Raw genomic sequence first — 24,033 nt, forward strand, 5'->3', positions numbered from 1 at the left:
TGGTAGCGTTACCCAATTGTTTCAGACCAACCCTCGTGGGGTCGGAGGCATCGCACCGTCGACGTCGCCCATCACCGCAATCGAGTTTCAGACCAACCCTCGTGGGGTCGGAGGCTGCATGATATCGTCAAACCGAGTGACGTACCGACGCGTTTCAGACCAACCCTCGTGGGGTCGGAGGTGCAATGGGTTGCCGGCGACGTCGGCTGCATCCCCGTTTCAGACCAACCCTCGTGGGGTCGGAGGGGACCACCGCGTTGCGACGTCGGCGTCCGTCGTCGGTTTCAGACCAACCCTCGTGGGGTCGGAGGGGTCGAATTGGAGTCATTTGCCACTCGGTAGAAATGTTTCAGACCAACCCTCGTGGGGTCGGAGGGATCATTACCAAGACTGGGAAAAGGCCCTGATCGTTTCAGACCAACCCTCGTGGGGTCGGAGGGTCCATTGCTACATAACTACCAACGGGCTACCACTGTTTCAGACCAACCCTCGTGGGGTCGGAGGATCCCAGCCACAAAACAATTGTGGAGCAAGCTGCGTTTCAGACCAACCCTCGTGGGGCCGGAGGATGAACAGCCGAAGGGGTTATAATACAGTCAGTCACGTTTCAGACCAACCCTCGTAGGTCGGAGTTGTTATTGTCTGACGTAGATTTATTTGACCCGGATAACCTGTATAACACGTATGATTCATAAAACCCGCATTGCACAGGTGGTGACCTGATGCGGATCAACGTCGCGATGCAGAAAGGAGGTGTCGGTAAAACCACCACAAGCATCAACCTCGCCGGTGCGCTCGCCGATCGAGGCCACGACGTACTGGCAGTCGACGCTGACCCACAAGGCGGCCTCACACTGAAGCTCGGCTATCGCGATCATTACCGAGAAGCAGAGTTCGCGCTTTACGATGTCCTCTCTGACATCGGGCAGCTCACGTTGAACGACCTGGACCAATTGATCGTTGAGGGTTCTGAATTTGATATAGTCCCCTCTCATTTACGCAACTTCCGGCTTGAGAAGCACCTCTACTCAGAGGCACGCGGCGTCGAAGCCCTGGGGATCGCGTTAGACCGCCTCGAAGAAGAGTATGACTACGTCGTCATTGACTCGCCTCCGAACCTCGGGCCACTCGCTGACGGCGCTCTGCTCGCCGCAGAGAACGTCGTGTTCCCGAGTCATCCGAATACTATCGCCCGCGAGTCGTTGGAGATCCTCTTCGACGAGATCGATACGCTCGAAGACAAGTTCGACGACGTCCAGATCACTACGGTCGCGGCGGTGTTGAACGAGGTCAGCCACGATGGGCTGAGTTCAGAAGTGCAGCAATGGTTTGTCGACACATTTGGCGAGGAGTACGTATTCGAGATCCCCGACTGGGCGGTGATCGAGCACGTGATCGAATATCGTACATCAGTGTTTGCGTATAACCCGGATGATGCGGGTTACCCGTGGGATGCGGATAAGACGGAAGCACTACGCGACAAGTATACTGAGATTGCGAAGCACGTGGAGGAAATAGCATGAGCGACCCGAAAGACGAACTTGGGGCCCGGTTCGGCGACCGCAAACCCGGGGAAAAGAAGCCGAAAGACGACACCGACAAACCGCATAACACGGATAATACAGATAACATGCAAACTACGAGTGACACAAGTGACGCAGGTAGCAAGCCCGGCCCCGACCGAGACGAAGACGCGACTCGGCACCGCCGACAAGTGCCAATGTATCTCTCCGACGAGCGAGCCGAGGAGCTCAACAATCTGTATGAGCAGCTCGACGCAAGATCGAAGATCGCGGGGAACGGTGGGATCGAGAAACACCGGGATTTCATGGCCGAGTTGGTCGACTTCGCCATAGAACACGAAGACGAGCTCGCCGATCGGTTGGGCGTTGAGAACTGAGAGATTCAGAAACTCACCGACTTCTAAGATTCTCGTTGCGCGTGGGTATTTATTTTCGATGGGGAGAACAGTTCAGTATGGTTTGGGCCAAAAAAATTTTGGCGAGTAGTGTAGGCGCTTGTCTGATTGTTGTCTTATTTTTGTTCACATGGCCACGTCTGCCAAAAGAGGGGCCGTTCTCAGAGATCAGTTTTCTTCTCATGCCCGTGGTGGGTGTCATTGTCGTGTGGATCGTCGTCAGTCCTGGAGAGGTTGCTATGAGCTTTTTCGAGGACTGAGTGGCTGATACTCCCACTGATACGATTATCTTGACTGTTGAAGATGGGTCTTATTCATAATCGGTGAACCAATCCGGAGCGCCGGTGTACTCCGCCCAACAACGTTTGTGACACGGCTCACCGCGAGGGTTGGGAATTGCACGTTCCATGTCGACAAACTCACCGCAGAGGTCACATTCAGCGCGGTGTCCCATCTGCCGATCTTGTGTACCGATGTCCTTCACCTCGATGTATAGCTCGTGCAACGCACGGGGCGTCAGGCGGACGAGAACCTTCTCCCGGTCCTCTGAGTCTCGTTTCTCCGGCGTGTACGTCAGGACCCAGTCTTGGCCCTCCTCGCCGTCACCTCCAGGACCCAGCGATATCGTCTGTGCGAGTTCGTCCGGAATGTAGTGCCATTCGTTGTCCCTGAACCGGGGATAATGTCCCTTGGGACGTGGGTTCTCCGGGTCGACATCGTCGGTCATAGATCTGCCTCCTCGAAAGCGCGGTTCACGACGTCCTCGCTGGGGCTGTTCAAATACGGCTCAATGGCCTGGAAAGAGTCCCACCCACCGACCGACATCACCACGCGGGGGTTCATCTGATTGTCGACGAGCAAACGCTGTGCATACCGACGACGGAGATCGTGCGCTGATACATAATTGAAATCTTCGACTCCGGTCTGTTCGGCAGCTCGTCGAGCCGTCCGTTTCACGATCGCGCGGACAGCCCGCGGTGTGAGATCGACAATCGGCTCAGAACGATCAATCCCTTCAGAGTTGATGAACCGATGGATGTCAGACTCGACAGGACCGGGAAGATAGGCGTCTCTCGGCTTTCCACCGTTGCCAGTCGTATCTTTCCCCTCGGGGATCCGGAGCCGATAGTGGTCGCCGTCAGAGGTCCGTTTGACGTGCTGAGGTTGCACCTGCGGTATCTCGAAAGCACGGAGGCCGACATAACCGCCCAGTTGGAGAATGATATCGTCCCTGTGGTTCTTGGCATGTCGACGGAGTTCCTCGAGCTCGTCGTCAGTCATCCAGATCTTGTATTGGTCCTCTTTCTGGGTCGCTTCCTTTCTCATGTAACCTTCTACGTACAAGTTTGCATTAAAAGCATACTTCTCCATGCCGATCACGCCGAATAGACCCCTATTTTAGCTCTGTTCGTGCCGACTTCTTATACAAGTAGGAAAACACTAAAGACCCCAGAGTATAGACTGGTTAGTAAGCGCGGAGATCGGCTTCCAGAGAAAGCCGCCCGAGTTGAGGCTCGGACGACGCGCTGCCACGTATGACAGCAATCGAAGATACGAGCGCCGCCCGACTTGAGGGTGACGCACCGACAGCAGCACAGACTCAGTACTTCACAAAGCCGCTTAGTTAGAACGTCTGCTTGCTGAAGGTGTGTCTAAAACCAAACAAGCAGACGGTGAGATCCACGAGGACCAGCTTCTTAACTTTCTCGTCAACCGCCTTGACGAGGAAGTTTCGCTCTCGTTAGCCAATAACGCTGAAATCACTGCTGAAGACATCTATGAGGTCCTCGTCGGCGCTTGCGCCGACGGGACCTCTGTCTCTACGCTCTGTGCGTCGAGCCAGAACTCACCCGCTGGGAACACGGTCCTCTACCATCTTCGGACGAAGTTCGAGCCGGAACGGCTCGAACGAGTCGCTAACACGCTCCTGCGAAAGGATCTCGATGAATTGCTCCCCGAACAGGTGGAGGTCTGCGCAGACCTCCACCTGCGGCCCTACTACGGTGACGAAGACGACACAGACGGCCTCTATCACTCGGTAGCGAAGCGTGGAACCACTGCGTTCCACGCCTATGCCACACTCTACGCGCGTGTGAAGAACAAACGCTACACGCTGGCGGTACGCCGTCTCAAAGACGGCGATACCGCAAGTAGTGTCCTCGCTGAGTTCTTCGGTGTCCTCGACGGCCTTGACGCCGGGGTCAAGGCCGTCTACCTTGATCGCGGATTCTACGACAGTAAGTGTCTCACGCTGCTTCAGGCGCACAATTACGCGTACGTGATCCCGATCATCCGGTGGGGTGAGGCGATTCAGCAAGAGCTCTCGGAAGGATGGAGTCGCGTCATTCAGCATGATCTGACGGGGAAACTCGACGGTCACAGCTGGACCGTCGATTTTCCCGTCTACATCGACTGTACGTACCTAAATGGGAAGTATGACGAGAACGGTGTGGCGCGTCACGGCTACGCCGCTGACGCGCCGTTCATCGACTCACCACGGGACGCTCGATACCACTACTCGAAACGCTTCGGTATCGAGTCAAGCTATCGCTTGTTTGAGCAAGCGATAGCGACAACGACAACACGAGATCCAACGGTACGGCTGCTGTACGTGGTGGTGAGTCTCCTCTTACAGAACGTCTGGCGGTACCTTCACTACGAGTATGTGGCGACGCCCCGCCGAGGCGGGCGTCGCCTCTGGTGGTGGCCGTACAAGGAGTTCGTCAATATGATTCGACGAGCTGCGTGGACGGCCCTCGCGGTGCGTCGGGCCGTCCCCGCGAATCGGCCACCTGACGACCGATTCCACCGCTAACCACCGACCGAGCAAGCCAGCGGAGTGAGTGGCGACGCTGTCGCGTCGGCGGCTGACCGCCGCCGACAGCGACAGCTCTCCGTCGATCCGTCCGTAATTCTCTCGTCGAGACCGTCAGTACAACCGCTTCGACACAGAACTCAGGCCGCAGAAACAGCTAGCCGAGGATGCTTTGTGAGGTACTGACCCTTCGTCGACGAACCTGGAACACTCGCCGTTCTCGCGACGTTGAGCGCAGTCTGCGTCAAGGCGCACCCGAAGTTCGAGCACGCCCCACCGCGAACGGTGCAGGTCCTCTACGATATTCGCGAGCTCTACGTCAACAATCTCGCCTCTCTCCTTCGAGAATTCGGTGACGGGAGTCTCCAACAGGATATCGCAGAGGTGCTGTACGCGAAAGACCCTGGAGAGGACGGACCACACCCCGGTCGCGTTTGTACGGGGATCAAAGAGATGCCCGAGTTCGGTGACGGATTGTATCTCGAAATCCCGATGGCCGCAGCATCGAGGAAGTGCCTCGTTCACGCCGATACTGAGACCGGAGAAGCCGGGGAACTGCTCACTCGCGTCAAGAACAACTGCCTCTATGTGCCCGTCGGTGATTTCGACACGAAGTATCGCGAGTACGCCAGACGTGCGTTCAAGAAGCTCCTGCGGGTCCAGGAGGAGAACCTCTCTGAAGACCAGCTGACGTGGCTAACGACGAATGAGTCGGCCATCACAGAGCGTATCGATCGCTTCATCGAGACGGGACACCACGAACGAATCTGGAGAGATTGGAACCCCGGTGAACGGACCATCCGTGTGCTCCGGGACGCGATTCGAGACGCTCCAGACGAGGTCGTCTCACTAGGGGAGTTCCACTCGGCGAAGGAGCTGTTTGAAGCAGTGGAGGCGTACGATCCAGAAGCGGGCTGGAAGCGAGACGTGTGTAATCGCATCTCAAGTCCTCGAAGTCTCGGGAATCTCCTTGCATCTCAACGCGATCACCGGAATCTCACTATCCGACAGCACGGAAATACGAACCACTACCGGATTCAGGAGTCTTCGCGTGGCGTCCAGCCCCTCGACGTCGAGGCAATCGAAGACCTATTCGAACTCCCCTGTATGGCGAATATGGCCGAACGCCTCCACGAGAAAAAGCCAGTCCGAAAGGACCTGTACAACTTCGCCCGGATGGTGATGTGGCTTCCCCAGTACCAGGATAGTGAACTCGAAACGATTGTCACAGACCTCAAGGACGTCTTCTCGCGATGGCCTTGGTACGACGAGCAGGTCACCGATTACCAGATTCGCTACGAGTTCTCGAATACGATTTGGGGCGACACCCCGCTTCCGATGAACTGCGACAACGACGATATACAGCGGTACTGCATCGGTCAGGAGCAGTGCCCCTACTCGATCTGGGGGAGCCTTCCATTCCCGGATGAGATGTATGACCAATTGGATAAAGACGGCTCTACGGGGGAAGAATTCTAATCCTTCTGGGGGAATCATCAGGAGTTAGGACTGACGAAGCCTGTATTGAAGTTCTCAGTGTATAAAATCAGGGGACGAAATTGATCATGCAGTCCTTCCCGCAAGGCGCTGGCTAGTCTCTCCGTGACACACGAGGTGCCAATATTTCGTCGGGGCAACTGTTTTTACACTGTGACGAGTTGGAGTGAGCAGGGTATGACAGGATCTGAATTCCTCGATGTCGGCAATCTATTTCTAGCAGAACCCATTCAGATTTCGAAAGGGCAAGTCAAAGTGAATGCGTCACGTTGGCCTGAAGCTAAAACCATTTCTGTAACGCATCACGAGGACGGCGCTCTCACTAATTCTTTCATCGCGGAGGTCACGACCATATCGAACGGGAAAATCCGAGCAGAGAAAGTTTCACCTCAGGGACAGCGTTTGGTTCTCCCTGGCGATGAACTCTCTGTAACAATCGACACCATCACATCAAGGGATACGCTTGTTGCAGACGTCTCTACAGCAGCCAATATCAACTGCGTTTACCCCATATCTCATCGCAATCTAGGTGCTGCCTTACAGGTTCAGATTTTTCAGATTTCTAACTCAACTGCCTATGCAGATGTGGTATCAATACTTGACCCAGGTGTTAATGTCAACGACCGCGTTGATGTTCAACTTACACGTGGATCTTCGATTGCTGAGTTTATTGACGATAATCTTGCACCATTTGGGTGCAGGCTGGACAGGGAACCTACAGCGGGTGGCCCTGGAGTCGCTCGTGTGACTGGATATTCAACCCAAGGTACCGAATGTGATCTGGAGGAAACGGTGTGCCAGCTTCAAATCGGTGATCGATACGAAATGATGGTCAACCGAGGGATAAGTGAGGCCATTCCTTCATGGGATGAGGCTATCGGAGTAGAATCCGTAGCTTTGAATGAACCGTCAGCTGCTTCCACAACAGCGACGGTTGAGCTTACGGAAGTAGAAGATTCTGTTACTGGAAAAGTTACCGAGTACCAGAATGTGCCGGAGGTAGGCACTTACCATCGGCTTCCGGTAGAACGTAGCCAAAAGACTGTATTTCTCGATGGAATCCCAATCCAATTAGTGTCTAAATCGGAGGTCACGGGAGAAGCAACAATCGAAGTGACTGGCGGTGAGGTGCCGCGTGCTGGCCGAATCACCGAATACCACGGTCTTCCTGACGTAGGGACCTCCAAAATGGTAACAATGCGTCAGGGACAGGATTTCGTGATTATTGACGGCGTTCCAATTGAACTGGAATCACAATCTGAAATCAATGGGAAAGTATCTCTAGAAATCGTTGAAGGAGGCCTTCCGTTCATCGGACAGATTACTGAGTATCACGGACTACCAGATGTCGGAGAGATAATTGACTGTCGTGTCGATCGTGGGACATCGCAAGTTACTATCGATGGTGTCCCGGTCCAGTTCTCACCACCAAGCTTAGTTGGAGAATTAAAATCTCGACTTAGAGTCCTTGATGTAGGTCCCCCAGTACGGGCAGAGCTAATCGATTACCCCACCCTTCAGGAAGGAGAAACTGTTAGGGCAAAAGTAGATAGTAATAATTTCACCGTTGCTCATGCCGACAAAGGAAATTACAGAATAGACCTAGTTGAACAGGCAAAGAAAGCGGCCGATGTAAGAGTGAGGCTAGTTTCCGTGACCGCGAAACAAATCCTCGGCAAAGTGAATGGATACCTGAGTCTGGGTTCAACTGGTCAAAACATCGGTCGAAGTCACACTGGCAATTCACCGTTCACATCAGGAGATTCGAAGAACAAAGAGATCACCGGAAAGAAACTATAGGTCGCGAACATGGATTTCTTCTCTTGGAGATATACTTACGGACGGTATCTATATCGGACTGTGTCCGAATTCCCACATTAAATTAGAGTCAATCCAGATAGCTCAACTGGTGACATTAGAGACCTCCGTCGCGCAGTTTTTAGACCCTGAACTACTGATTTTGGTTAAAATCGGAGGAGAATACACGAATATCGACACTGTTTCGAACGCTCATTGTCAGCAACGGTTTATCAATATCAACTACCACGTTACCCTCAGACAGTGGATTTCGAGGTTTTCACTACCCCGTCGAACACAATTCTATCCAATTACCGATCTTTGAACTCGTCGAGGACATTAGTAACGACTGAGAACAGCCCGACGGAACTCTTACCAAATCTAAGCCTGTTTCAGTTCACTCTGCACCTCCAAAACCATCCAAAGGAAGGCTAGGGTACACAGGTGCAAACGCCGCTGGCTCTCTCCGGCAGAGGGGCCATCAAACGACGAGTGTCTTTAACCGATATATCAGGATTCACTCATTGGCTGACGATGCGATCCGCGGTGGAGTTTGTCGCCCCCGAGAGGGGCGAGGCAGCTATCCTCAGTACTTCACAAAGCCGCTTAGTTAGAACGTCTGCTTGCTGAAGGTGTGTCTAAAACCAAACAAGCAGACGGTGAGATCCACGAGGACCAGCTTCTTAACTTTCTCGTCAACCGCCTTGACGAGGAAGTTTCGCTCTCGTTAGCCAATAACGCTGAAATCACTGCTGAAGACATCTATGAGGTCCTCGTCGGCGCTTGCGCCGACGGGACCTCTGTCTCTACGCTCTGTGCGTCGAGCCAGAACTCACCCGCTGGGAACACGGTCCTCTACCATCTTCGGACGAAGTTCGAGCCGGAACGGCTCGAACGAGTCGCTAACACGCTCCTGCGAAAGGATCTCGATGAATTGCTCCCCGAACAGGTGGAGGTCTGCGCAGACCTCCACCTGCGGCCCTACTACGGTGACGAAGACGACACAGACGGCCTCTATCACTCGGTAGCGAAGCGTGGAACCACTGCGTTCCACGCCTATGCCACACTCTACGCGCGTGTGAAGAACAAACGCTACACGCTGGCGGTACGCCGTCTCAAAGACGGCGATACCGCAAGTAGTGTCCTCGCTGAGTTCTTCGGTGTCCTCGACGGCCTTGACGCCGGGGTCAAGGCCGTCTACCTTGATCGCGGATTCTACGACAGTAAGTGTCTCACGCTGCTTCAGGCGCACAATTACGCGTACGTGATCCCGATCATCCGGTGGGGTGAGGCGATTCAGCAAGAGCTCTCGGAAGGATGGAGTCGCGTCATTCAGCATGATCTGACGGGGAAACTCGACGGTCACAGCTGGACCGTCGATTTTCCCGTCTACATCGACTGTACGTACCTAAATGGGAAGTATGACGAGAACGGTGTGGCGCGTCACGGCTACGCCGCTGACGCGCCGTTCATCGACTCACCACGGGACGCTCGATACCACTACTCGAAACGCTTCGGTATCGAGTCAAGCTATCGCTTGTTTGAGCAAGCGATAGCGACAACGACAACACGAGATCCAACGGTACGGCTGCTGTACGTGGTGGTGAGTCTCCTCTTACAGAACGTCTGGCGGTACCTTCACTACGAGTATGTGGCGACGCCCCGCCGAGGCGGGCGTCGCCTCTGGTGGTGGCCGTACAAGGAGTTCGTCAATATGATTCGACGAGCTGCGTGGACGGCCCTCGCGGTGCGTCGGGCCGTCCCCGCGAATCGGCCACCTGACGACCGATTCCACCGCTAACCACCGACCGAGCAAGCCAGCGGAGTGAGTGGCGACGCTGTCGCGTCGGCGGCTGACCGCCGCCGACAGCGACAGCTCTCCGTCGATCCGTCCGTAATTCTCTCGTCGAGACCGTCAGTACAACCGCTTCGACACAGAACTCAGGCCGCAGAAACAGCTAGCCGAGGATGCTTTGTGAGGTACTGAGACTCACCAACTACCGATGAGTTAGGGTCGTGGTTCCCGAGCCGAATCGCCGGATCGGTGAGCTCGATGGCTTCGTTTTGGTGGTGGATGGCATGATTGCGTTCGAAATCATCTTCCTGACCGAGATGGAACGCGAATAGTTCGGCCATCCGACCACCATTCCATGTGTCATCTTGTAGAGTTGCCGCACAGATCACTGTCGCTGTCTCTCGGAGGAGCTTATGGGCGATGATCTCTGCTGGATCGTTTGGATCAGCACAGTCGACTTCCTTGCGGCGTTCGTCCTCTGTTCGAGGGTCGCCCCACCAATCCTCGCGGCTGCCGAGGTCTTGGTCGTCGGACAGTGCTTCAGCTACACGGCTGTTGGGTGCTGATTGGGACATGGGTGTGAAGTAGAGAAGGTGTCGCAGGTGGCGGTATAGAGCAGACGCTGGTGTCTAGACTATACCGCCGCGCCGGTCGAAACCGGGATCCAATGCGAGAACCACGATATGTGGTTTCACAGCAGCGTCGGAGTGGCGGTTCCATCCCACGACCCTGCTGTTATATCCGCGTGTGCGGTCGCCTGCGACGAACTTATTAGATTAATTTTCATTCAGCATATTAATCCTTGTGCTGGCAAGTGCTCGCTGTATGGTGATTTGAGATTTTAAAAAGTAGATTCTGACAGGTTTAGACATGGAATTTAGAGGGTAGAGGTGATTAACCTGACTAACTAAATAACCCTTGAAAACAGCACTTTAGCAGACGAATCTTGGTAAGTGAGATTAGAGCTGCAACACGACCTAATGACTTATGTCTATAGAGCCTTAACCTACGAATATGGCAGTCGAGCACACAGAAGAAGGCGAGTTAGCCAACGGCGACACTATTCAAGACCGATTGGAAAAGCTCGACCTCGAAGAAGACGAGACGTGCTCAACAGACGAGATGCGCGAGCGCCTCGGCCTATAACGGTTTTTTGATTGATGGGCGAGATCGAGAATGTTGAACTCGTCGAAAAGTGGGTATTCCGCGACCTGTCTTCTTCGGCATTTAGCACAGACGAAAAGCGGCGCGTACTAGATGACCTTGACGAAATGGAAGAAAAGCTCGTTACGTGGGATCGGTCGTTGCACAAATGCGTCGACCAACTTCGCGGATTTGAGTCGGTTACAGTTTACCGCCGCCGGGCAGGCGATCTCCGGAGCTACCTGATTCGAGATGGTGCTACACTGTACTGTATCGGTGTTGGAAAACGCAAAAAGACATATGATCGCGATCTCAGCACAATTCAAGAGCGCGCAACAGAACATTCGGCTGGCCAGTCGTAGTCGACGGATGGGTCAATCCGACCTCTGAGTTTACTAACGAAAAAGAGGTGTTTTCAGGTAGTAATGTTGGTTAGTGAGTCCAAACCCTGTCGACCCAGATCAGACGACTACCAAAAAATAGCGAGTATTGTACGACAGCCAAGCCAACGATCACTCGTCAGTCGACTTGTCGGCCTCGAACGAGAAGACCCAAAATTTTATTTTCAGGTAGTTCCATTCGTTAGGTGTCAGGTGTAGCATTAGGACTACACTTGCGATGGTTACGGCCATCGCCGCCACATACAGAGAGATAGAACCGAACATAATCTGCGGTGCTGGAACACCGCATTGTGTTCTATCTTTCTACATTTCATAAATCCCTAAGTTATAGGTGTGATGTCCAGGGTAAGGTGTTTCGTATTATATATACTTTTTATACTCCTGACGAGCTGGACGAAGGCCGAGACGTAGGCGCGTAGGTTCGACCCTACAGCGATTCGGAGAGTGGGTATGTCGACTCTCATTATATTTTGAACCCCTCTATGCATTCCGTGATTTTCTCGAAGTGCATACCCCTGTGTCGTGATTTTGTTGTATTATATGTAGTTAAAATTTTGATATAAGATATGTGGTGATGTTATTGATATTTGAATATTATTTCTGATGGCAACACCACATATATTTATAATATCATAAGCACAAACCATAATTTTATATAATTCATTTCTGATTTTTGTTACGTTCCTGCATATTTGGATAAATTATGCAGATTTTTTGATTATTAGAATATTATTAGAATATACTTAATTTAATGTTAAATATTTTGTTTTTATGTTGATACCCATTAATCAAAAACGTTATATCTATACTATATAGAATGAACCTATGCCACCACAGATAGACTTCATACAGCAGAATACAGTTCGTAGTCAATACAAGGTGACTCTACCAAACAAGGTTGCAGACCGTCTGAGTGCTGATCAAAAGGGAGAGGCACTGCAAGCACGTTGGAACCTCAATGAAGACAATAAGGATGTTGTGATATCAACGGAAGACATGGAGGAGAATACTACAATAGTCAAAGATTTTACCAAAATAAATGAAACAGAGACAAGTGTCGTAATCCCAGAAAGGGTTCGGAATTTGCTCAACATAGAGAATGCGGAAGATAAGGAAGAGAATAATGAGGAAGGAGATGATGTATACTTTATTGGAATGTCAGATGGAGAGTATCCAATCTCTGCAGTATTATTTTGGACATTAGAACGTATGGAAGAGATACTCATAGGCGGAAACAAGGACCAATCATACGATTACCTACGGGTTCCAGAGTTTGTGTGAAAATTTACCAAGCACACTACGAGACCCAAGAAGGACTCGGGCCCAAACCGGCTCTAGAATACGAGTGTGAACAGTTACAAACACAAGGTGCCTTAGAGATCTTCACCAAAGACTACAGTTACTATGGAGGAAAAGCATACATACTTGATACTGACACTAACGAAATTATAGAAATATACGTAGCACATCCACTCTACACGCTTAGTTCAGTGTTGTTAGTGAGTTATGCAGCAATCCTCTTGTTGACTGGATTTGAAACAAGTCTAGCCGATCTCTTTGGAGAGTTGTTCGCTACAGTACTACCGGTTTCAGCAATAATAGTTGCGTTTGTACCAGAAATGATAATTAATAGGCAGCCCAACGGGTTCCGAACTGCGAATTATCCAGATAATAAATTACCGGATATGCAACCAGTTGCATTTCTGAACAAGGTTACATTCTCAAAACTGGTCTATCTGAATTATATTTCCGCAGGGATATTATTGCATAGTGAAATATTTAATAGCATACACATTCTTAGCCCTGTTTACTTTCTCGGAATCGGAGCCATTATTTTACTTCAAAAAAACGCCCATGACCCAGCAACGGACAAAACCGTATTTTTATCAGTATTCGCATTATTCCCGTATGGAATCACAACACTGAATCTTCTAATCTATTCACAGTGGGAAAGGATGATAATCGATGTTATTGATGTCTGGGTGAGAACTATACAGTTAACCAATGAGTTGGTGGCCAAGATAGTCCAGGTCTCGCTGATAGGCCTCAATACAGACCAAGGCAAAATAATAGCTGAATTTACCAGAAATTTGATAGCAAGTTTGCGGTTTGTGAGTGAGTTACTCGCAGCAATATCTCAAACTCCGCTAGTAGGACTCATTATAACAAATTTGCTGATATTATATGTTTTGACCCACCTCAAACAAAATCTTGATTCGCCGAGCGACCCGTTCGGGATGTACACTCACCCACCAAATATTACCGATAAAAAATATTTACGAATCGGTATGTCACTGATATTATGCGTATATATCATGACTTCGCTTGGGATTTTACTTTCACAGCTGTTTGGGTATCCATTCATTCCAATCGGTGCAGTGACCAGTGGAATATTGATTTTCTGGCCATTAGGTATAATTCTCCCAGCAGGCATTGCCGTGTGGTATCGACATCGCAGCGATCGTACAGCAATCAATGATATTGACGTGGGTAATCATCAGTTTGAAATTGAGAGCATTCCCGTAGTAGTCAAAGATATTATTAAAAAAGGAAAATTAGCGTTTGTGTTACCGAATTCGGGCAAACCAGTGATTATAGTAGACCAACAACTCTGTAATAAACTGTCCGATGACGAAATGAAAGCAATCTGTTATCACGAATTGTACCACGTCAACCACGACTCAATCAGGTACCAGACTCGAATTGAGACCCCAATAATTGGAACCCTGTTGTTCTTTTTATTCACAAATCTTGAGAAAATCTATAACGATGAGTACCGTGCAGATGAGTTTGCTGCCCAGCAGGTCAGTGCTGAGACGGTCATAGATGCACTTCGAAAGGCAGAGTCATTGAAGCAAACCAACGATAAGTCAAAAATAAAAGCTGAAATCGACCAAGGGTGGTGGGGTTATCTTGAATTATTCTGTTCGCCCCCTGTGCTATCAATATATTCACCACCAACAAAGGATCGAATCATGCGATTAGAGGCACTGTCTATTTGAGCACCTCTCCAACAGGAGTTCGACTATCTAACGCTTGGTTCGGTCGATCATTGTTATAATGATGTATAGCATATATTGGAAGTTCGCGTATTGTCAAAATATAAACTAGTGGAGGTCCAATCGTCGACTTGTAGGTGTACGAAGTCGACATCATCGGCGAATCCTGTACCTGTTCCGATTGACAACAGCGAGCACCAGAGAGTGACTACAAGCACCTGCGCCGCGTCGACCATGAGATCAAGCAGGAATACATTCTCCGGCCGGATGGTCGACTTCCCTCAACACAAGAGTCGAAAACAAAATTACTCAACCAGACTGACTGTGTCACCATCTCGGCGTACCCGGTCAAATTTTGCAAGATACGCGATCCGATCGTGAACCTCATTCGTATCCAGCTCCAGTTCAACGACCAGTTCGTCGACGGTCATCGGTTCGTCGAGTGCCTGTAGAACTTCAAGCCCCCGGTAATACCTATTCGTGAGCTCCTGAACGCGGGCCTCAATTGGCGTGGTCACCCCGTACCGCTCCTCAAGTTCGACCAAGGCTTCGTTCGCGAACGTGGCGAACTGATCGTCGTCTAGGCGTTCGATCTGGGCTTCGAGTTCATCCCGGACGACGTCATAGTCGAGGCCAGCCTGTACAAGCATATTCATATCCTCAATGTCGTCGTCGCGGCCTGCGATCAGTTTGAACAGGAAGATATCCTCGTTGCTGACCAGCCGAACCGTCAATCGGTCCGTGTTGAGGAACGGCTCGCTACGCTCCTGCATACCGTCGGTGAGCACGAGCTTATTCGCTACCTGCTGGTTGAAGATGTCGAGGCGGCATCTATCGTCGTTCTCAACGCAGCTGGTCGCACCTAGGGCCCGATAATCAGCATCCAGCGGTTGCACCTCCGCATACCCGAGATCCATCAGAACAGCCCACAGCTGGCCGTACGTATCGCCGTCAGCGACGACTAGGTCGATATCCTTCGTCGCCCCCTTGAGATCGCGCAGCGACATCGCGCCCCCACCAATTAAGTAGACTGTAAGCGGGTTAGACAGCTCTTCTGTGATTCGCTGGAACTCGTTCTCGATATATTCTCGTCCGAATGTTGGTCTCATTGTGGTAGGTCAACCTCGTAATCAGCCGCCAGCTCCTGGAACTCGTCCCACTCCGGGAAGCGGTCGTCGTCGACTTCACCATGCGTATCGAGGTAGCGGACCAAGGCGTCGATTTCGTCGACGAGCCCGTATTTCGCCGCTCGCTCACGAAGGTCGCTCCCGTCGACGTCGACATGACTGAACAACAGGAGACAGTACGAGCGATGGCGAGTATCGTCGTCAATCAGCAACGTGTGACAACATAACTCTGCTGGCGAGACTGAGCTGTGATCCTCAGAATAGACGTAGTAGCGGTGACTGGTTAACAGAAACTGAAGATCGAAGGCCGCGAATCGAGCGAGTCCAGTTTCGTGGAATCCCTCTGCGTCGACCTCTGTTTGGGTCTGTGCGAGAAATTCGCTGTGGTCTTCCCAAAGAATGGTCCCGTTCGGGGCGACGGATTCAAGCCGTCGACGATGGAGACGGTGTGCGAGTTCACGTGCGAACTCGTGGAGTCGGTCGAAGTCACCGTTGAACTGGTACAGACTGTCGGTCGTCCCGACGAGGCCGCGGTTACGGAGCCGTTTGAGTACCCGATTAACGGTGTTACGGTAGTTATCAGTCCGTGCAGCGAGGTCCGTGACGGTTCGCGGCTGATCGAGATAATAGAGGACCTCGAAGGTCTTCCCCGTCAACAGTTCCGAGAAGTCGATGTGGGAGTGCTGCCGGACGAGATCCTGGTAGATTTCTACAGCCCGGGCATCCGAGGGAACGACTCGCTTCCGACGGCCGTCCCGTTCCGTGTAGAGCAACCCTTTTTCGACGAGGTCCGTCACGGCACGAGAGAGATAGCTCTCGCTGTGGTCGAGCTTCGTTGCAAGCTCGGAGATTGTGTCGCCGCGTTCGACGATGGCGAGGACTTCAAGTTCGATACGCCGGAGCACAGTGTAACATAATAAGAAACATATTTATAAAGAAGTTTCGAGTAGTGTTACGATTTGTAGCCAAGTCGGATCAAGTTCTGTGAGAGATTGCTTAACCAACAAAACTATGCAGTCGGCCATACTGTTGGTTAACACGAGGCGACCGCTGATGTCCTACGAGCCACCGACGCCACCAGCAGAGCTTCCGACAGAAACTGTCGACACACTCAACAGGTTCTCTCCAGACCAACTCCAAGACGTTGCCCGCTACGCCGAGGCACTAGCCGAACACAAAGCTCGCAAGGCCCGCCTCAAGGAGGAGTCGGATGACGACGAGATCGAGGAACGGCTGGACGACCTCCCAGATGATGTTCCGACAAAAGCCACGATTACCATCAAGGAGATCAACGACAATCGCTACTACTACTGGCAGTGGAGAGAGGGAGAGAAGGTCAAGTCAAAATATAAATCACCAGTCAATCCCGACGAGTAGATTGAGAACTATCGGCATCCCGGGAGAACACACCATGTGCAAAGTGAATACCAGAACAGCAGACAGTGTGGTGTGCTCAAATGTCGATTAACTTACCCTACTAGAATACGGAGTAGAGAGCTTCAGTCCGAGATTTACTCCGGACAGAGTGGTGTTCGAGTGTGGTAAAATGGTGCGCGAAGCAGGAATTAGAACAGCGGACACGGAGGGGTAGCAGGTAATAACGACGTAGCCTGTTTTGCCTAAGAGAAATCGGTTAACGCGGTCGTTTCTTCGGATTCAGTATCCGAAATGAGGTGCTGCTTCACCGATTCGTGAACACCAACATCATTGAGAACGTCATCTAACGCGCTGAGAATCAGTTCTGGACTCATGTCCATGTCGTATTCACGGTACGTTCCTCCACGGCGCCCTTCGTTTCGTTCGGTGACCGAGATCAGTCCAAGCATCGCAAGCTCCGATAGGTGATCACGCATTCGGCGTGGTACGAGTGGATCACGTCCCGCCCGTTCCGCAAATAAAGAGTACCGTGGCCGGATGTCCCGCGAACGAACCGGTGTCTCCTGTTCGAGATCGAGCGTCAACAATGCATACAACACGAGGTGGCCATGCTGGGTGAGACCATTAATCCCCTCCTCGATACGACCGCGTTCGAGATTACGCCGACCTCGTTCCACGTGCTCCTCAGTAACGATTTCGCTGTTATCATCGCGAGCAATGTCACCGGTCTTCATGAGCAGATCGATTGACTGTCTGGCGTCTCCGGCATCTTTCGCACCGTATGCTGCACAGAGTGGGATGACAGCATCGTCGAGGACATCATCGTAGAAGGCAACCGTAGCTCGCTGGGTGAGTATCTTCTGTAGGTCATCTGCGTCGTAGGCGGGGAAATGAATCTCCTGTTCGCAAAGGGAACTTTTAACTTTCGGCGAAAGATCGTCACGGAAGGAGAAATCATTGGAAATCCCAATGATTCCTATCTTTGTCGACGAGAGATTCCCATTTGCCCGAGCGCGTGGGAGCTGATACAGGATCGAATCGTCCTGGACATGGTCGACTTCATCAAGTACGACAAGAACGGTGCCACCGAGCTCGTCAAGTTCCTCCCACAACATCTCGTAGACGCTCGAGCGTGGATATCCGGTGGTACTGATCTGATTCGAATCGTCACGAAGTTCGTTGACGAGCCGTGTCGCGATTTGGTACGAGGAAATCAATCCGTCGCAGTTCAGGAAAACGAGATTGAAATCAATGTCTTCGTACTGTTTAACGTCCTCTTTGAGGTGAGACAAGAGATACCGTGTTGCGGCAGTCTTCCCGACCCCTGTTTTACCGTAGAGGAAGATATTGTTCGGTTGTTCGGCGTTGATCACGGGTTGAAGTGCAGTCTGATAAGCTCGGAGTTCCTCGTCTCGACCGACGAGTTCTTCCGGCTGATAATCTTCGCGAAGGGCGTCTCGGTCACGGTAGATGTCTGTATCTCGTTCGAAGATTCCCATGGACGTAGTCTGATTGTGCAGCAGTAGACACGCATTCTTTATAAAACCACTGCGTCCGGAGTTTCCGCTGTTCTGAGAGTATTTAAATAAAGCACGGTCACACCCCCACCACTTTGTCCGCTGTTCTTTAACCATCGAAAGGGTGGACAGGCTCTACAGCTCAAATGGTCTTCTTCATAAAGAAAGATTTATATTATATTTGTCTGTACTAGTCCGCAGTAGATCTAACTAACGTGAATGTGTGTGGATACTACCACATTCACGGGAAGAGACCGTCTTAGGTATCTCTATTTGCGATAGCGGCATACAGAGGTGCTGTCTACTCATCGTTGTTCCTCTCTATTATAGGGTATTTCATACGGAACAGCGGACAAAGTGGGGGGAGAGTGTTTGACCCTTCATCAGAACGTTTGAATTCAGGTAGATCGACTAATGTGCCACAAAGAGTGCCGAGCTCGGTATTCTCTAAATCACACTACCGTTTCTTTCGATGAACAATACACCACTATGTCCGCCGTTCTTTGAATCGGCAGGCTTCTCATCTGAATTACTGCGGACATAGTGGTGTGTGATATGTCTCAATAATAACTGATATACACAGTTTTACACCACTATGTCCGTTGTTAAATTGATATAAAACGCTTGGTACACCACCATGTCCGCTGTTCTCTTTGTACCGATTGACGTGAAGTAGACAAATGTAAGGTCATTAGTAGCTATCATTCACTACTCTCAGAGGTTGACTCCACAGTAAGTGTATAGAGGTGTTTTCCGGCGTCTTGCAGCGATATTCTCGATTTGACGGCGTCTACTTGTTGTAACTTATTGAGACCTAGGCGGACAGTCCGTTCTGAGAGGAGTGACTCTGCACCGGTTCTTATTGCGAAGAGCGTTCTATCGTGTACCTAGAGCGTTTGGTTCGGCTCTTCCTCCGGTTAGGGACTGCTGATCGGCCCACCGAGCGTATCCATCGGACGTTACCGAAGTAATGTTGTATATCGCTCGCTCGACTCAGAGCTTCGATTTCATCAGTATTCGAGATATCGCCTACGGGTTGTCGCAACTGCCAGCAGAGCGATTGTTACCTGAGCTGCCGCCGACAGCGATGAAACTGCTGAAAACAATGCTGGATGCAGACGAGCCGATGGGGCGCTCCGACATTATTGAGGCCGCTGGGATCTCTGGGAGCAGTTACGACCGCCATATCAACGAGCTAGCGGCATGAGACATCATCGAGCCGACCGAATCGGAGGGTCGACGGCGCTGGGAAGGCCACTTAGAGCCATGGTGGAGCCCCCAGAGTCATCGCGAAGAACTGTTCGGCGATCCAGATCCGGATACCGCAATCATCGACGCAGAGTTCGCCCGTGACGTAGGGAGTCGTGTGATGTGTCACTACATTATACACTACGATCTCCCAGAGTTAGAAGAGGTGTATTGTATATGAGTGGGTTGTATCCGATCGCTCCAGAAGATCATATAGAGGCATTGTTTGGAAGGCATCGTCGGTTATCGAGGTAGTGGGCGTTCTTGTGGGGGGCATATGCAGATAGAGACGAGATAGCGACCGCTGAAGTTGCCACAACTTCGGAGACTGCGGTCCGAATTGGGAAGTTGCCTGAATCTGTGGATCAACAGAGTCTCACTGTGTGTGAATCCATCTCTGTCTAACAGTAGAGATTAGTGGATTCGGATGAATATCGAGATATGGGACGAAAGAAACTCCTCGTGGTTGTTACTGTGGCAGCGATTATGGCTACTCTCTATAGCCGAAAATCAGGGACTACAGAGACAGAGAGCTCCGACTGAGCTTACGAGTACGACTTTTGGAATCCGTTTTGTAGCCGGTGCATTCAGTCAATAGATTTTAGTTAGAAACACGAATAGTAGCAACTGGTTGATCCTCTAGCCCTAATGGATCGACCACTTCTGGGGGTATCCCGTCGTCTCGTCACCCTTTCACCACTTCCGGGCTTTTTCGATCTCGTGAACCGCCTCGGGGTCAAGCCCCGAGGCACTCGGCCTGCTCCGCCTGTAGAAATCTTACCAGCACTCGCATCTCGTTTTCGTAGAGGTCTGACTTAGAAAGGTCGGTGACTTCGAGTTCCTCATCAAGTTTAGAGATGTCGACAGTGGCAACACGTTCGTGGTCCATCCTTTGATACTCAAGTTTACTCGAGTAAGGGTAGGCAAGATCGCAAAGATAGGGTGGGAGATCACCCTAATGTTCAACAGACCGAGGCCAAGTCGGTCGAGGCAGGTGCCTCAATTACGCTTTTGTTCTAACAGGTTAAAAGACTATCTTATTATTGGTTCTGATATTTAGAGAGACAGTTTTAATTTGTGACTATACGTTCGACAACATAGGTCTGGAGTGTGAACTCACAGACAGTCACAAGACAATGAATATAGACAATGACAGAGGTCAAGTCGGGATTGGAACACTGATCGTGTTCATCGCGATGGTCCTCGTAGCCGCGATTGCAGCAGGCGTACTGATTAATACAGCTGGACTCCTTCAAACGCAGGCTGAAGCCACTGGTGAGGAATCTACAGAGCAGGTTGCTGACCGACTCCAGATTCAGAGTGCAACTGGAAATGTTGACAGTTCTGTTACCCCTACAGAAATCAACTATTTCAACCTCACTGTGACGAAATCACCCGGTGCAGGCGATATTCAACTTAATGAGACAAGCTACCAAATAGTCACAGATGGGGCAGTTGAAACGGGGATTCTAAATTCGAGTGAAGTGACTATTGCAAATGTCACCTCAGCCACCAACGATAACGTCATCACTGAGCGATCAGATCGCTACAATATCAAGTTCGATCTGAATCAAAGTAGTACCAACATCACAGGTCAGGGTCTGGTAGGTGGAGAGTCAGTTAGTGTAACCCTCACAACGGCCCCAGGTGCCTCAACGGTGACGGAACTCCGAGTTCCGGATTCGCTGGTGAGCCGCTCGGCGGTGAGTCTATAGAACAATGTTCAGTAAACTATTCAATAACGAGGATCGCGGTCAGGTCGGTATCGGGACGCTCATCGTGTTCATCGCGATGGTCCTTGTCGCCGCGATCGCAGCGGGCGTCCTGATTAATACTGCTGGACTCCTCCAAACGCAGGCTGAAGCAACTGGTGAAGAATCCACCGAGCAGGTCAGTGACCGAATCAATATCCAGAGTGCAACAGGAAATGTAACTGATAGTGGTGATATTGACCAGTTCAATCTCACCCTAACGAAATCTGCGGGCGCGGGTGATATTCAACTCAATGAGACTAGCTACCAGATCGTCACAGATGGGGCGGTCAAAACCGGTGTACTCAGTGGTAACGCAACTGTAATTGGGGCTATCACATCTGAAACCCCTGATAACGTGATCACTGATCGATCAGACCGGTATGAGGTCCAATTCAATATCAGTACTGTCGGTGGAGCTCCTACGTACCCTGATCAAGAGATTATTGGCACTGCTCTCCAAGGCGGCGAATCGGTTCGGGTAACTCTCACAACTGCTGCTGGAGCTTCGACAGTTGCCGAACTCCGAGTCCCCGACTCGTTAGTTGACAAAAGCGCTGTGAGCCTGTAGAGCCTCTCAACATACTCTCGCTATTTTTTGAGTCGGCTCAGAGAATATTATAGACGACTGTAGAACTCATCGACGAGAGAGATTGATAAGTATGGAACTACTGTTATCAATTCAATCTATAATGAGCCACAGACCGTTGCCCGCAGTGTCGATACATACTCGTTTCTGCTTCTACTGTCGACCCACAGCGTCGACATTCATTGTCGACTGATGACATCGCCAACCATCATAAATATTCAGGGATGATCACACAATACACAGAGAAAGAATTCTGAGCGTAGTCGGACACGAGAAATAAAGGGGAATGAACATAGTAGTGTCCCACGAACGGGGCACGACGATATGGTAGTCAGTCGGGTCCCCGCTGCGCTTCGGCCCTCCAAGACGAAGCGCATCTCAACTTTCAAACTCGGAGAACATAATTGTATTCAATAACGTGTGGTTTCAAAACCGGTTCCAGTACTCTGCCCAACCATTCCTTTTTTTGATCAATACCCTCGAACGCTATGAGCCGCCCGACCTCGAAACAATGGAGACCGCTGGGGTCGTCTATCTCTATACGCTCTGCTCGGATATCCAGCGCAATGCCGATGGTCTCCGCCAACAGATCCGCTCGCTTCTCTTAGATCGCTTCCACCACAACCAACCCGTCTACGGCCAGTACGGCACCGTTCTGCCTACCAGTCGACGCAATCGAACCCTCAAAGATGACGAAACCGTCATTAAACTACTCAAAGGTCAAGGTATTGACCGCGAATGTGTCACTACTCTCGACACCGCCAAAGTCGACGAGGCACTCGAAGTCACCGATCTCTCGGAGTCTGAGCTCTACGAGATCGACGAAAGCCAGTACGTCCGCAAAGCCGATGTCGACGAAGAGCGCAAAGAATCTCGCCTCCGGGGTCTCAAAGACCAACTCGCCGCTGTCGACGAACCAGAAACAGAGGAACTCCAAGACGAAATCGAAGAGCTCGAAGCCCGCATTGAAGACCTCACCAGCTTTAGCTCCGCCAGTGAAGTCGACTGATTTCATTGAGAAAGTATATTATACGATATGAAGACAATCACGAGTAGATGTATTCGTGGCTGAGTCGACAACTACGGCGGGCATATGAGCAGGTGCTCCGCCGTGAGATCGGCGAGGGGCCGACCCACGTCGGAATTATTCAAGATGGGAATCGGCGATATGCCCGCAAGCAAGGCGACGAGACGCCAGAGGGCCACCGGGCGGGGGCCAGTACCTCCGAACAGGTGCTTAATTGGTGTGAGCAACTCGATATCGCGGAGCTGACACTGTATGCGTTTTCGACCGAGAACTTCGATCGGCCGCCCGAAGAGCGTGAACCACTGTTCGACATCATCGAATCGAAACTGTACGAACTCGCCGACAGCAAACGAGTTCACGACACTGAGGTCCGTATTCGGGCCATCGGCGAGATTGATAGGCTTCCCGACCGCGTTCAGGAGGCAATCACCTACGCGGAGGCCGAAACGGCCGACTACGACCGCTTCCGACTCAACGTCGCGCTGGCCTACGGCGGCCGCAACGAACTGCTCCGGGCGACCCGCGAGGCGACCGCCGCCGTCGACGCGGGTGAGCTCGCCCTGGAAGAGATCGACGTCGAAACAGTCGAATCCCATCTCTACCGTCAGCCGATCCGGGATGTCGACCTCATTATCCGAACCGGCGGCGACGAGCGGACCTCGAACTTCCTGCCGTGGCACGCCAACGGCAACGAGGCCGCGGTCTATTTCTGTGCGCCTTACTGGCCGGAGTTTTCGAAAGTCGATTTCCTCCGTGGCATTCGGACCTACGAAGCCCGCGAGGAGTCCTGGCAGCAGACCAAGGTCGACCGCGCAGTTACGCTCATCCAAGCACTCGGAGAAGTCGAACTCACAGAGGCCCGTGGGATCGGGCGTCGACTCCACGAGCAACTGCCGGGTCGGGGTCTCGAAGAAGTCACCGACGAACTCCCCACTCAGCACTCAGCCGCATCCGAAGAGCCCACCGAGACGGAGCACACACAAACAAAGCCCGCCGATTGACACCGATCCCCTGTCGAGTGACGGTGACTCG

20 protein-coding genes, 3 pseudogenes and 1 CRISPR repeat array (1 of these 24 cut by a window edge) are annotated in these 24,033 nt (G+C 51.5%); of the genes and pseudogenes, 16 read left to right on the forward strand and 7 right to left on the reverse strand.

Features of this window, described 5'->3' with window-relative positions:
- Nucleotides 1-568: direct repeats of the CRISPR family, unit length 30 nt; unit sequence GTTTCAGACCAACCCTCGTGGGGTCGGAGG (it extends 501 nt beyond the left edge of the window).
- Between the two features lie 154 nt (nt 569-722).
- Both HALTADL_RS07440 and HALTADL_RS07445 read left to right on the forward strand, forming a co-directional pair.
- The gene (locus HALTADL_RS07440) at nt 723-1,523 is read left to right on the forward strand and encodes a ParA family protein (RefSeq protein WP_089673866.1); all 801 of its coding nucleotides are present in this window, start codon (nt 723-725) and stop codon (nt 1,521-1,523) included.
- A complete protein-coding gene (locus tag HALTADL_RS07445) occupies nt 1,520-1,900 on the forward strand; it encodes a hypothetical protein (protein WP_089673865.1) in 381 nt (126 codons plus the stop codon). Before HALTADL_RS07440 ends, HALTADL_RS07445 begins: the two co-directional genes overlap by 4 nt.
- 328 nt (nt 1,901-2,228) lie before the next feature.
- Here the strand turns inward: HALTADL_RS07445 and HALTADL_RS07455 are convergent, their stop codons facing one another.
- Nucleotides 2,229-2,645, reverse strand: coding sequence for a hypothetical protein (locus tag HALTADL_RS07455; protein WP_089673863.1), 417 nt, complete (start codon nt 2,643-2,645; stop codon nt 2,229-2,231).
- The gene (locus HALTADL_RS07460; RefSeq protein ID WP_089673874.1) at nt 2,642-3,244 is read right to left on the reverse strand and encodes a site-specific integrase; all 603 of its coding nucleotides are present in this window, start codon (nt 3,242-3,244) and stop codon (nt 2,642-2,644) included. The genes HALTADL_RS07455 and HALTADL_RS07460 overlap by 4 nt, the downstream gene beginning before the upstream one ends.
- A 322-nt stretch (nt 3,245-3,566) precedes the next feature.
- Between HALTADL_RS07460 and HALTADL_RS07465 the strand changes: the two genes are divergently transcribed.
- From HALTADL_RS07465 to HALTADL_RS07485, 4 genes and pseudogenes are all read left to right on the forward strand, one after another.
- A complete protein-coding gene (locus tag HALTADL_RS07465) occupies nt 3,567-4,733 on the forward strand; it encodes an ISH3-like element ISHla1 family transposase (protein WP_009486633.1) in 1,167 nt (388 codons plus the stop codon).
- Between the two features lie 186 nt (nt 4,734-4,919).
- A pseudogene (locus tag HALTADL_RS07475) lies at nt 4,920-6,212 on the forward strand (primase-associated protein); the annotation flags it as partial.
- 195 nt (nt 6,213-6,407) lie between these two features.
- Nucleotides 6,408-8,030, forward strand: coding sequence for a hypothetical protein (locus tag HALTADL_RS17285; protein WP_143054210.1), 1,623 nt, complete (start codon nt 6,408-6,410; stop codon nt 8,028-8,030).
- A gap of 631 nt (nt 8,031-8,661) precedes the next feature.
- Nucleotides 8,662-9,828: an ISH3-like element ISHla1 family transposase gene (locus HALTADL_RS07485; protein WP_009486633.1), complete on the forward strand. Its 1,167-nt coding sequence runs from the start codon at nt 8,662-8,664 to the stop codon at nt 9,826-9,828.
- A gap of 140 nt (nt 9,829-9,968) precedes the next feature.
- On the opposite strand, the gene HALTADL_RS07490 is transcribed toward HALTADL_RS07485, so the two are convergent.
- On the reverse strand, nt 9,969-10,397 hold the full coding sequence (locus HALTADL_RS07490; protein ID WP_089673675.1) for a hypothetical protein: 429 nt from the start codon (nt 10,395-10,397) through the stop codon (nt 9,969-9,971).
- 439 nt (nt 10,398-10,836) lie between these two features.
- Between HALTADL_RS07490 and HALTADL_RS17710 the strand changes: the two genes are divergently transcribed.
- The 4 genes and pseudogenes from HALTADL_RS17710 to HALTADL_RS18020 form a co-directional block, all read left to right on the forward strand.
- The gene (locus tag HALTADL_RS17710) at nt 10,837-10,968 is read left to right on the forward strand and encodes a hypothetical protein (protein WP_265472946.1); all 132 of its coding nucleotides are present in this window, start codon (nt 10,837-10,839) and stop codon (nt 10,966-10,968) included.
- 1,223 nt (nt 10,969-12,191) lie between these two features.
- Nucleotides 12,192-12,647 (forward strand): hypothetical protein, encoded by a 456-nt coding sequence (locus HALTADL_RS07500; RefSeq protein WP_089673673.1) that lies wholly within the window; start codon nt 12,192-12,194, stop codon nt 12,645-12,647.
- The gene (locus HALTADL_RS07505; protein ID WP_089673672.1) at nt 12,644-14,368 is read left to right on the forward strand and encodes a M48 family metalloprotease; all 1,725 of its coding nucleotides are present in this window, start codon (nt 12,644-12,646) and stop codon (nt 14,366-14,368) included. The genes HALTADL_RS07500 and HALTADL_RS07505 overlap by 4 nt, the downstream gene beginning before the upstream one ends.
- A gap of 75 nt (nt 14,369-14,443) precedes the next feature.
- Nucleotides 14,444-14,649 (forward strand): annotated as a pseudogene (locus HALTADL_RS18020) (hypothetical protein); the annotation flags it as partial.
- Between the two features lie 21 nt (nt 14,650-14,670).
- On the opposite strand, the gene HALTADL_RS07510 reads toward HALTADL_RS18020, so the two are convergent.
- Both HALTADL_RS07510 and HALTADL_RS07515 read right to left on the reverse strand, forming a co-directional pair.
- A complete protein-coding gene (locus tag HALTADL_RS07510; protein ID WP_089673671.1) occupies nt 14,671-15,474 on the reverse strand; it encodes a DUF6036 family nucleotidyltransferase in 804 nt (267 codons plus the stop codon).
- Entirely contained in the window at nt 15,471-16,397 is a 927-nt protein-coding gene (locus HALTADL_RS07515; protein ID WP_089673670.1) for a MarR family transcriptional regulator, read from the reverse strand. The genes HALTADL_RS07510 and HALTADL_RS07515 overlap by 4 nt, the downstream gene beginning before the upstream one ends.
- Nucleotides 16,398-16,545: 148 nt before the next feature.
- On the opposite strand from HALTADL_RS07515, the gene HALTADL_RS07520 reads away from it, so the two are divergent.
- Nucleotides 16,546-16,869, forward strand: coding sequence for a hypothetical protein (locus HALTADL_RS07520; RefSeq protein WP_089673669.1), 324 nt, complete (start codon nt 16,546-16,548; stop codon nt 16,867-16,869).
- A gap of 242 nt (nt 16,870-17,111) precedes the next feature.
- Here HALTADL_RS07520 and HALTADL_RS07525 read toward each other — a convergent pair whose 3' ends face one another.
- A complete protein-coding gene (locus HALTADL_RS07525; protein ID WP_089673668.1) occupies nt 17,112-18,368 on the reverse strand; it encodes an orc1/cdc6 family replication initiation protein in 1,257 nt (418 codons plus the stop codon).
- A gap of 988 nt (nt 18,369-19,356) precedes the next feature.
- Between HALTADL_RS07525 and HALTADL_RS17715 the strand changes: the two genes are divergently transcribed.
- Nucleotides 19,357-19,593, forward strand: a complete 237-nt coding sequence (locus tag HALTADL_RS17715) for a hypothetical protein (protein WP_245708514.1) — start codon at nt 19,357-19,359, stop codon at nt 19,591-19,593.
- Nucleotides 19,594-20,370: 777 nt separating this feature from the next.
- Here the strand turns inward: HALTADL_RS17715 and HALTADL_RS17290 are convergent.
- Nucleotides 20,371-20,523, reverse strand: coding sequence for a hypothetical protein (locus tag HALTADL_RS17290; RefSeq protein ID WP_162551693.1), 153 nt, complete (start codon nt 20,521-20,523; stop codon nt 20,371-20,373).
- 247 nt (nt 20,524-20,770) lie between these two features.
- On the opposite strand from HALTADL_RS17290, the gene HALTADL_RS07540 reads away from it, so the two are divergent.
- From HALTADL_RS07540 to uppS, 4 genes and pseudogenes are all read left to right on the forward strand, one after another.
- Nucleotides 20,771-21,349, forward strand: a complete 579-nt coding sequence (locus HALTADL_RS07540) for an archaellin/type IV pilin N-terminal domain-containing protein (RefSeq protein WP_089673667.1) — start codon at nt 20,771-20,773, stop codon at nt 21,347-21,349.
- A gap of 4 nt (nt 21,350-21,353) precedes the next feature.
- Nucleotides 21,354-21,956, forward strand: coding sequence for an archaellin/type IV pilin N-terminal domain-containing protein (locus tag HALTADL_RS07545; protein WP_089673666.1), 603 nt, complete (start codon nt 21,354-21,356; stop codon nt 21,954-21,956).
- Between the two features lie 478 nt (nt 21,957-22,434).
- Nucleotides 22,435-22,983, forward strand: a pseudogene (locus tag HALTADL_RS07550) (hypothetical protein); the annotation flags it as partial.
- 47 nt (nt 22,984-23,030) lie between these two features.
- Nucleotides 23,031-24,002, forward strand: coding sequence for a polyprenyl diphosphate synthase (gene uppS / locus HALTADL_RS07555; protein ID WP_089673665.1), 972 nt, complete (start codon nt 23,031-23,033; stop codon nt 24,000-24,002).
- The last annotated feature ends 31 nt before the right edge of the window (nt 24,003-24,033 follow it).

The organism is Halohasta litchfieldiae (assembly GCF_002788215.1).
Classification (GTDB): Archaea; Halobacteriota; Halobacteria; order Halobacteriales; family Haloferacaceae; genus Halohasta; species Halohasta litchfieldiae.

What these genes read in the sequence shown, in the direction of transcription:
- HALTADL_RS07440 (WP_089673866.1), top strand. Translation starts at nt 723, where the DNA reads ATGCGGATCAACGTCGCGATGCAGAAAGGAGGTGTCGGTAAAACCACC.
- HALTADL_RS07445 (WP_089673865.1), top strand. Translation starts at nt 1,520, where the DNA reads ATGAGCGACCCGAAAGACGAACTTGGGGCCCGGTTCGGCGACCGCAAA.
- HALTADL_RS07455 (WP_089673863.1), bottom strand. Translation starts at nt 2,645, where the DNA reads ATGACCGACGATGTCGACCCGGAGAACCCACGTCCCAAGGGACATTAT.
- HALTADL_RS07460 (WP_089673874.1), bottom strand. Translation starts at nt 3,244, where the DNA reads ATGAGAAAGGAAGCGACCCAGAAAGAGGACCAATACAAGATCTGGATG.
- HALTADL_RS17285 (WP_143054210.1), top strand. Translation starts at nt 6,408, where the DNA reads ATGACAGGATCTGAATTCCTCGATGTCGGCAATCTATTTCTAGCAGAA.
- HALTADL_RS07490 (WP_089673675.1), bottom strand. Translation starts at nt 10,397, where the DNA reads ATGTCCCAATCAGCACCCAACAGCCGTGTAGCTGAAGCACTGTCCGAC.
- HALTADL_RS17710 (WP_265472946.1), top strand. Translation starts at nt 10,837, where the DNA reads ATGGCAGTCGAGCACACAGAAGAAGGCGAGTTAGCCAACGGCGACACT.
- HALTADL_RS07500 (WP_089673673.1), top strand. Translation starts at nt 12,192, where the DNA reads ATGCCACCACAGATAGACTTCATACAGCAGAATACAGTTCGTAGTCAA.
- HALTADL_RS07510 (WP_089673671.1), bottom strand. Translation starts at nt 15,474, where the DNA reads ATGAGACCAACATTCGGACGAGAATATATCGAGAACGAGTTCCAGCGA.
- HALTADL_RS07520 (WP_089673669.1), top strand. Translation starts at nt 16,546, where the DNA reads ATGTCCTACGAGCCACCGACGCCACCAGCAGAGCTTCCGACAGAAACT.
- HALTADL_RS07525 (WP_089673668.1), bottom strand. Translation starts at nt 18,368, where the DNA reads ATGGGAATCTTCGAACGAGATACAGACATCTACCGTGACCGAGACGCC.
- HALTADL_RS17715 (WP_245708514.1), top strand. Translation starts at nt 19,357, where the DNA reads ATGTTGTATATCGCTCGCTCGACTCAGAGCTTCGATTTCATCAGTATT.
- HALTADL_RS17290 (WP_162551693.1), bottom strand. Translation starts at nt 20,523, where the DNA reads ATGGACCACGAACGTGTTGCCACTGTCGACATCTCTAAACTTGATGAG.
- HALTADL_RS07540 (WP_089673667.1), top strand. Translation starts at nt 20,771, where the DNA reads ATGAATATAGACAATGACAGAGGTCAAGTCGGGATTGGAACACTGATC.
- HALTADL_RS07545 (WP_089673666.1), top strand. Translation starts at nt 21,354, where the DNA reads ATGTTCAGTAAACTATTCAATAACGAGGATCGCGGTCAGGTCGGTATC.
- uppS (WP_089673665.1), top strand. Translation starts at nt 23,031, where the DNA reads ATGTATTCGTGGCTGAGTCGACAACTACGGCGGGCATATGAGCAGGTG.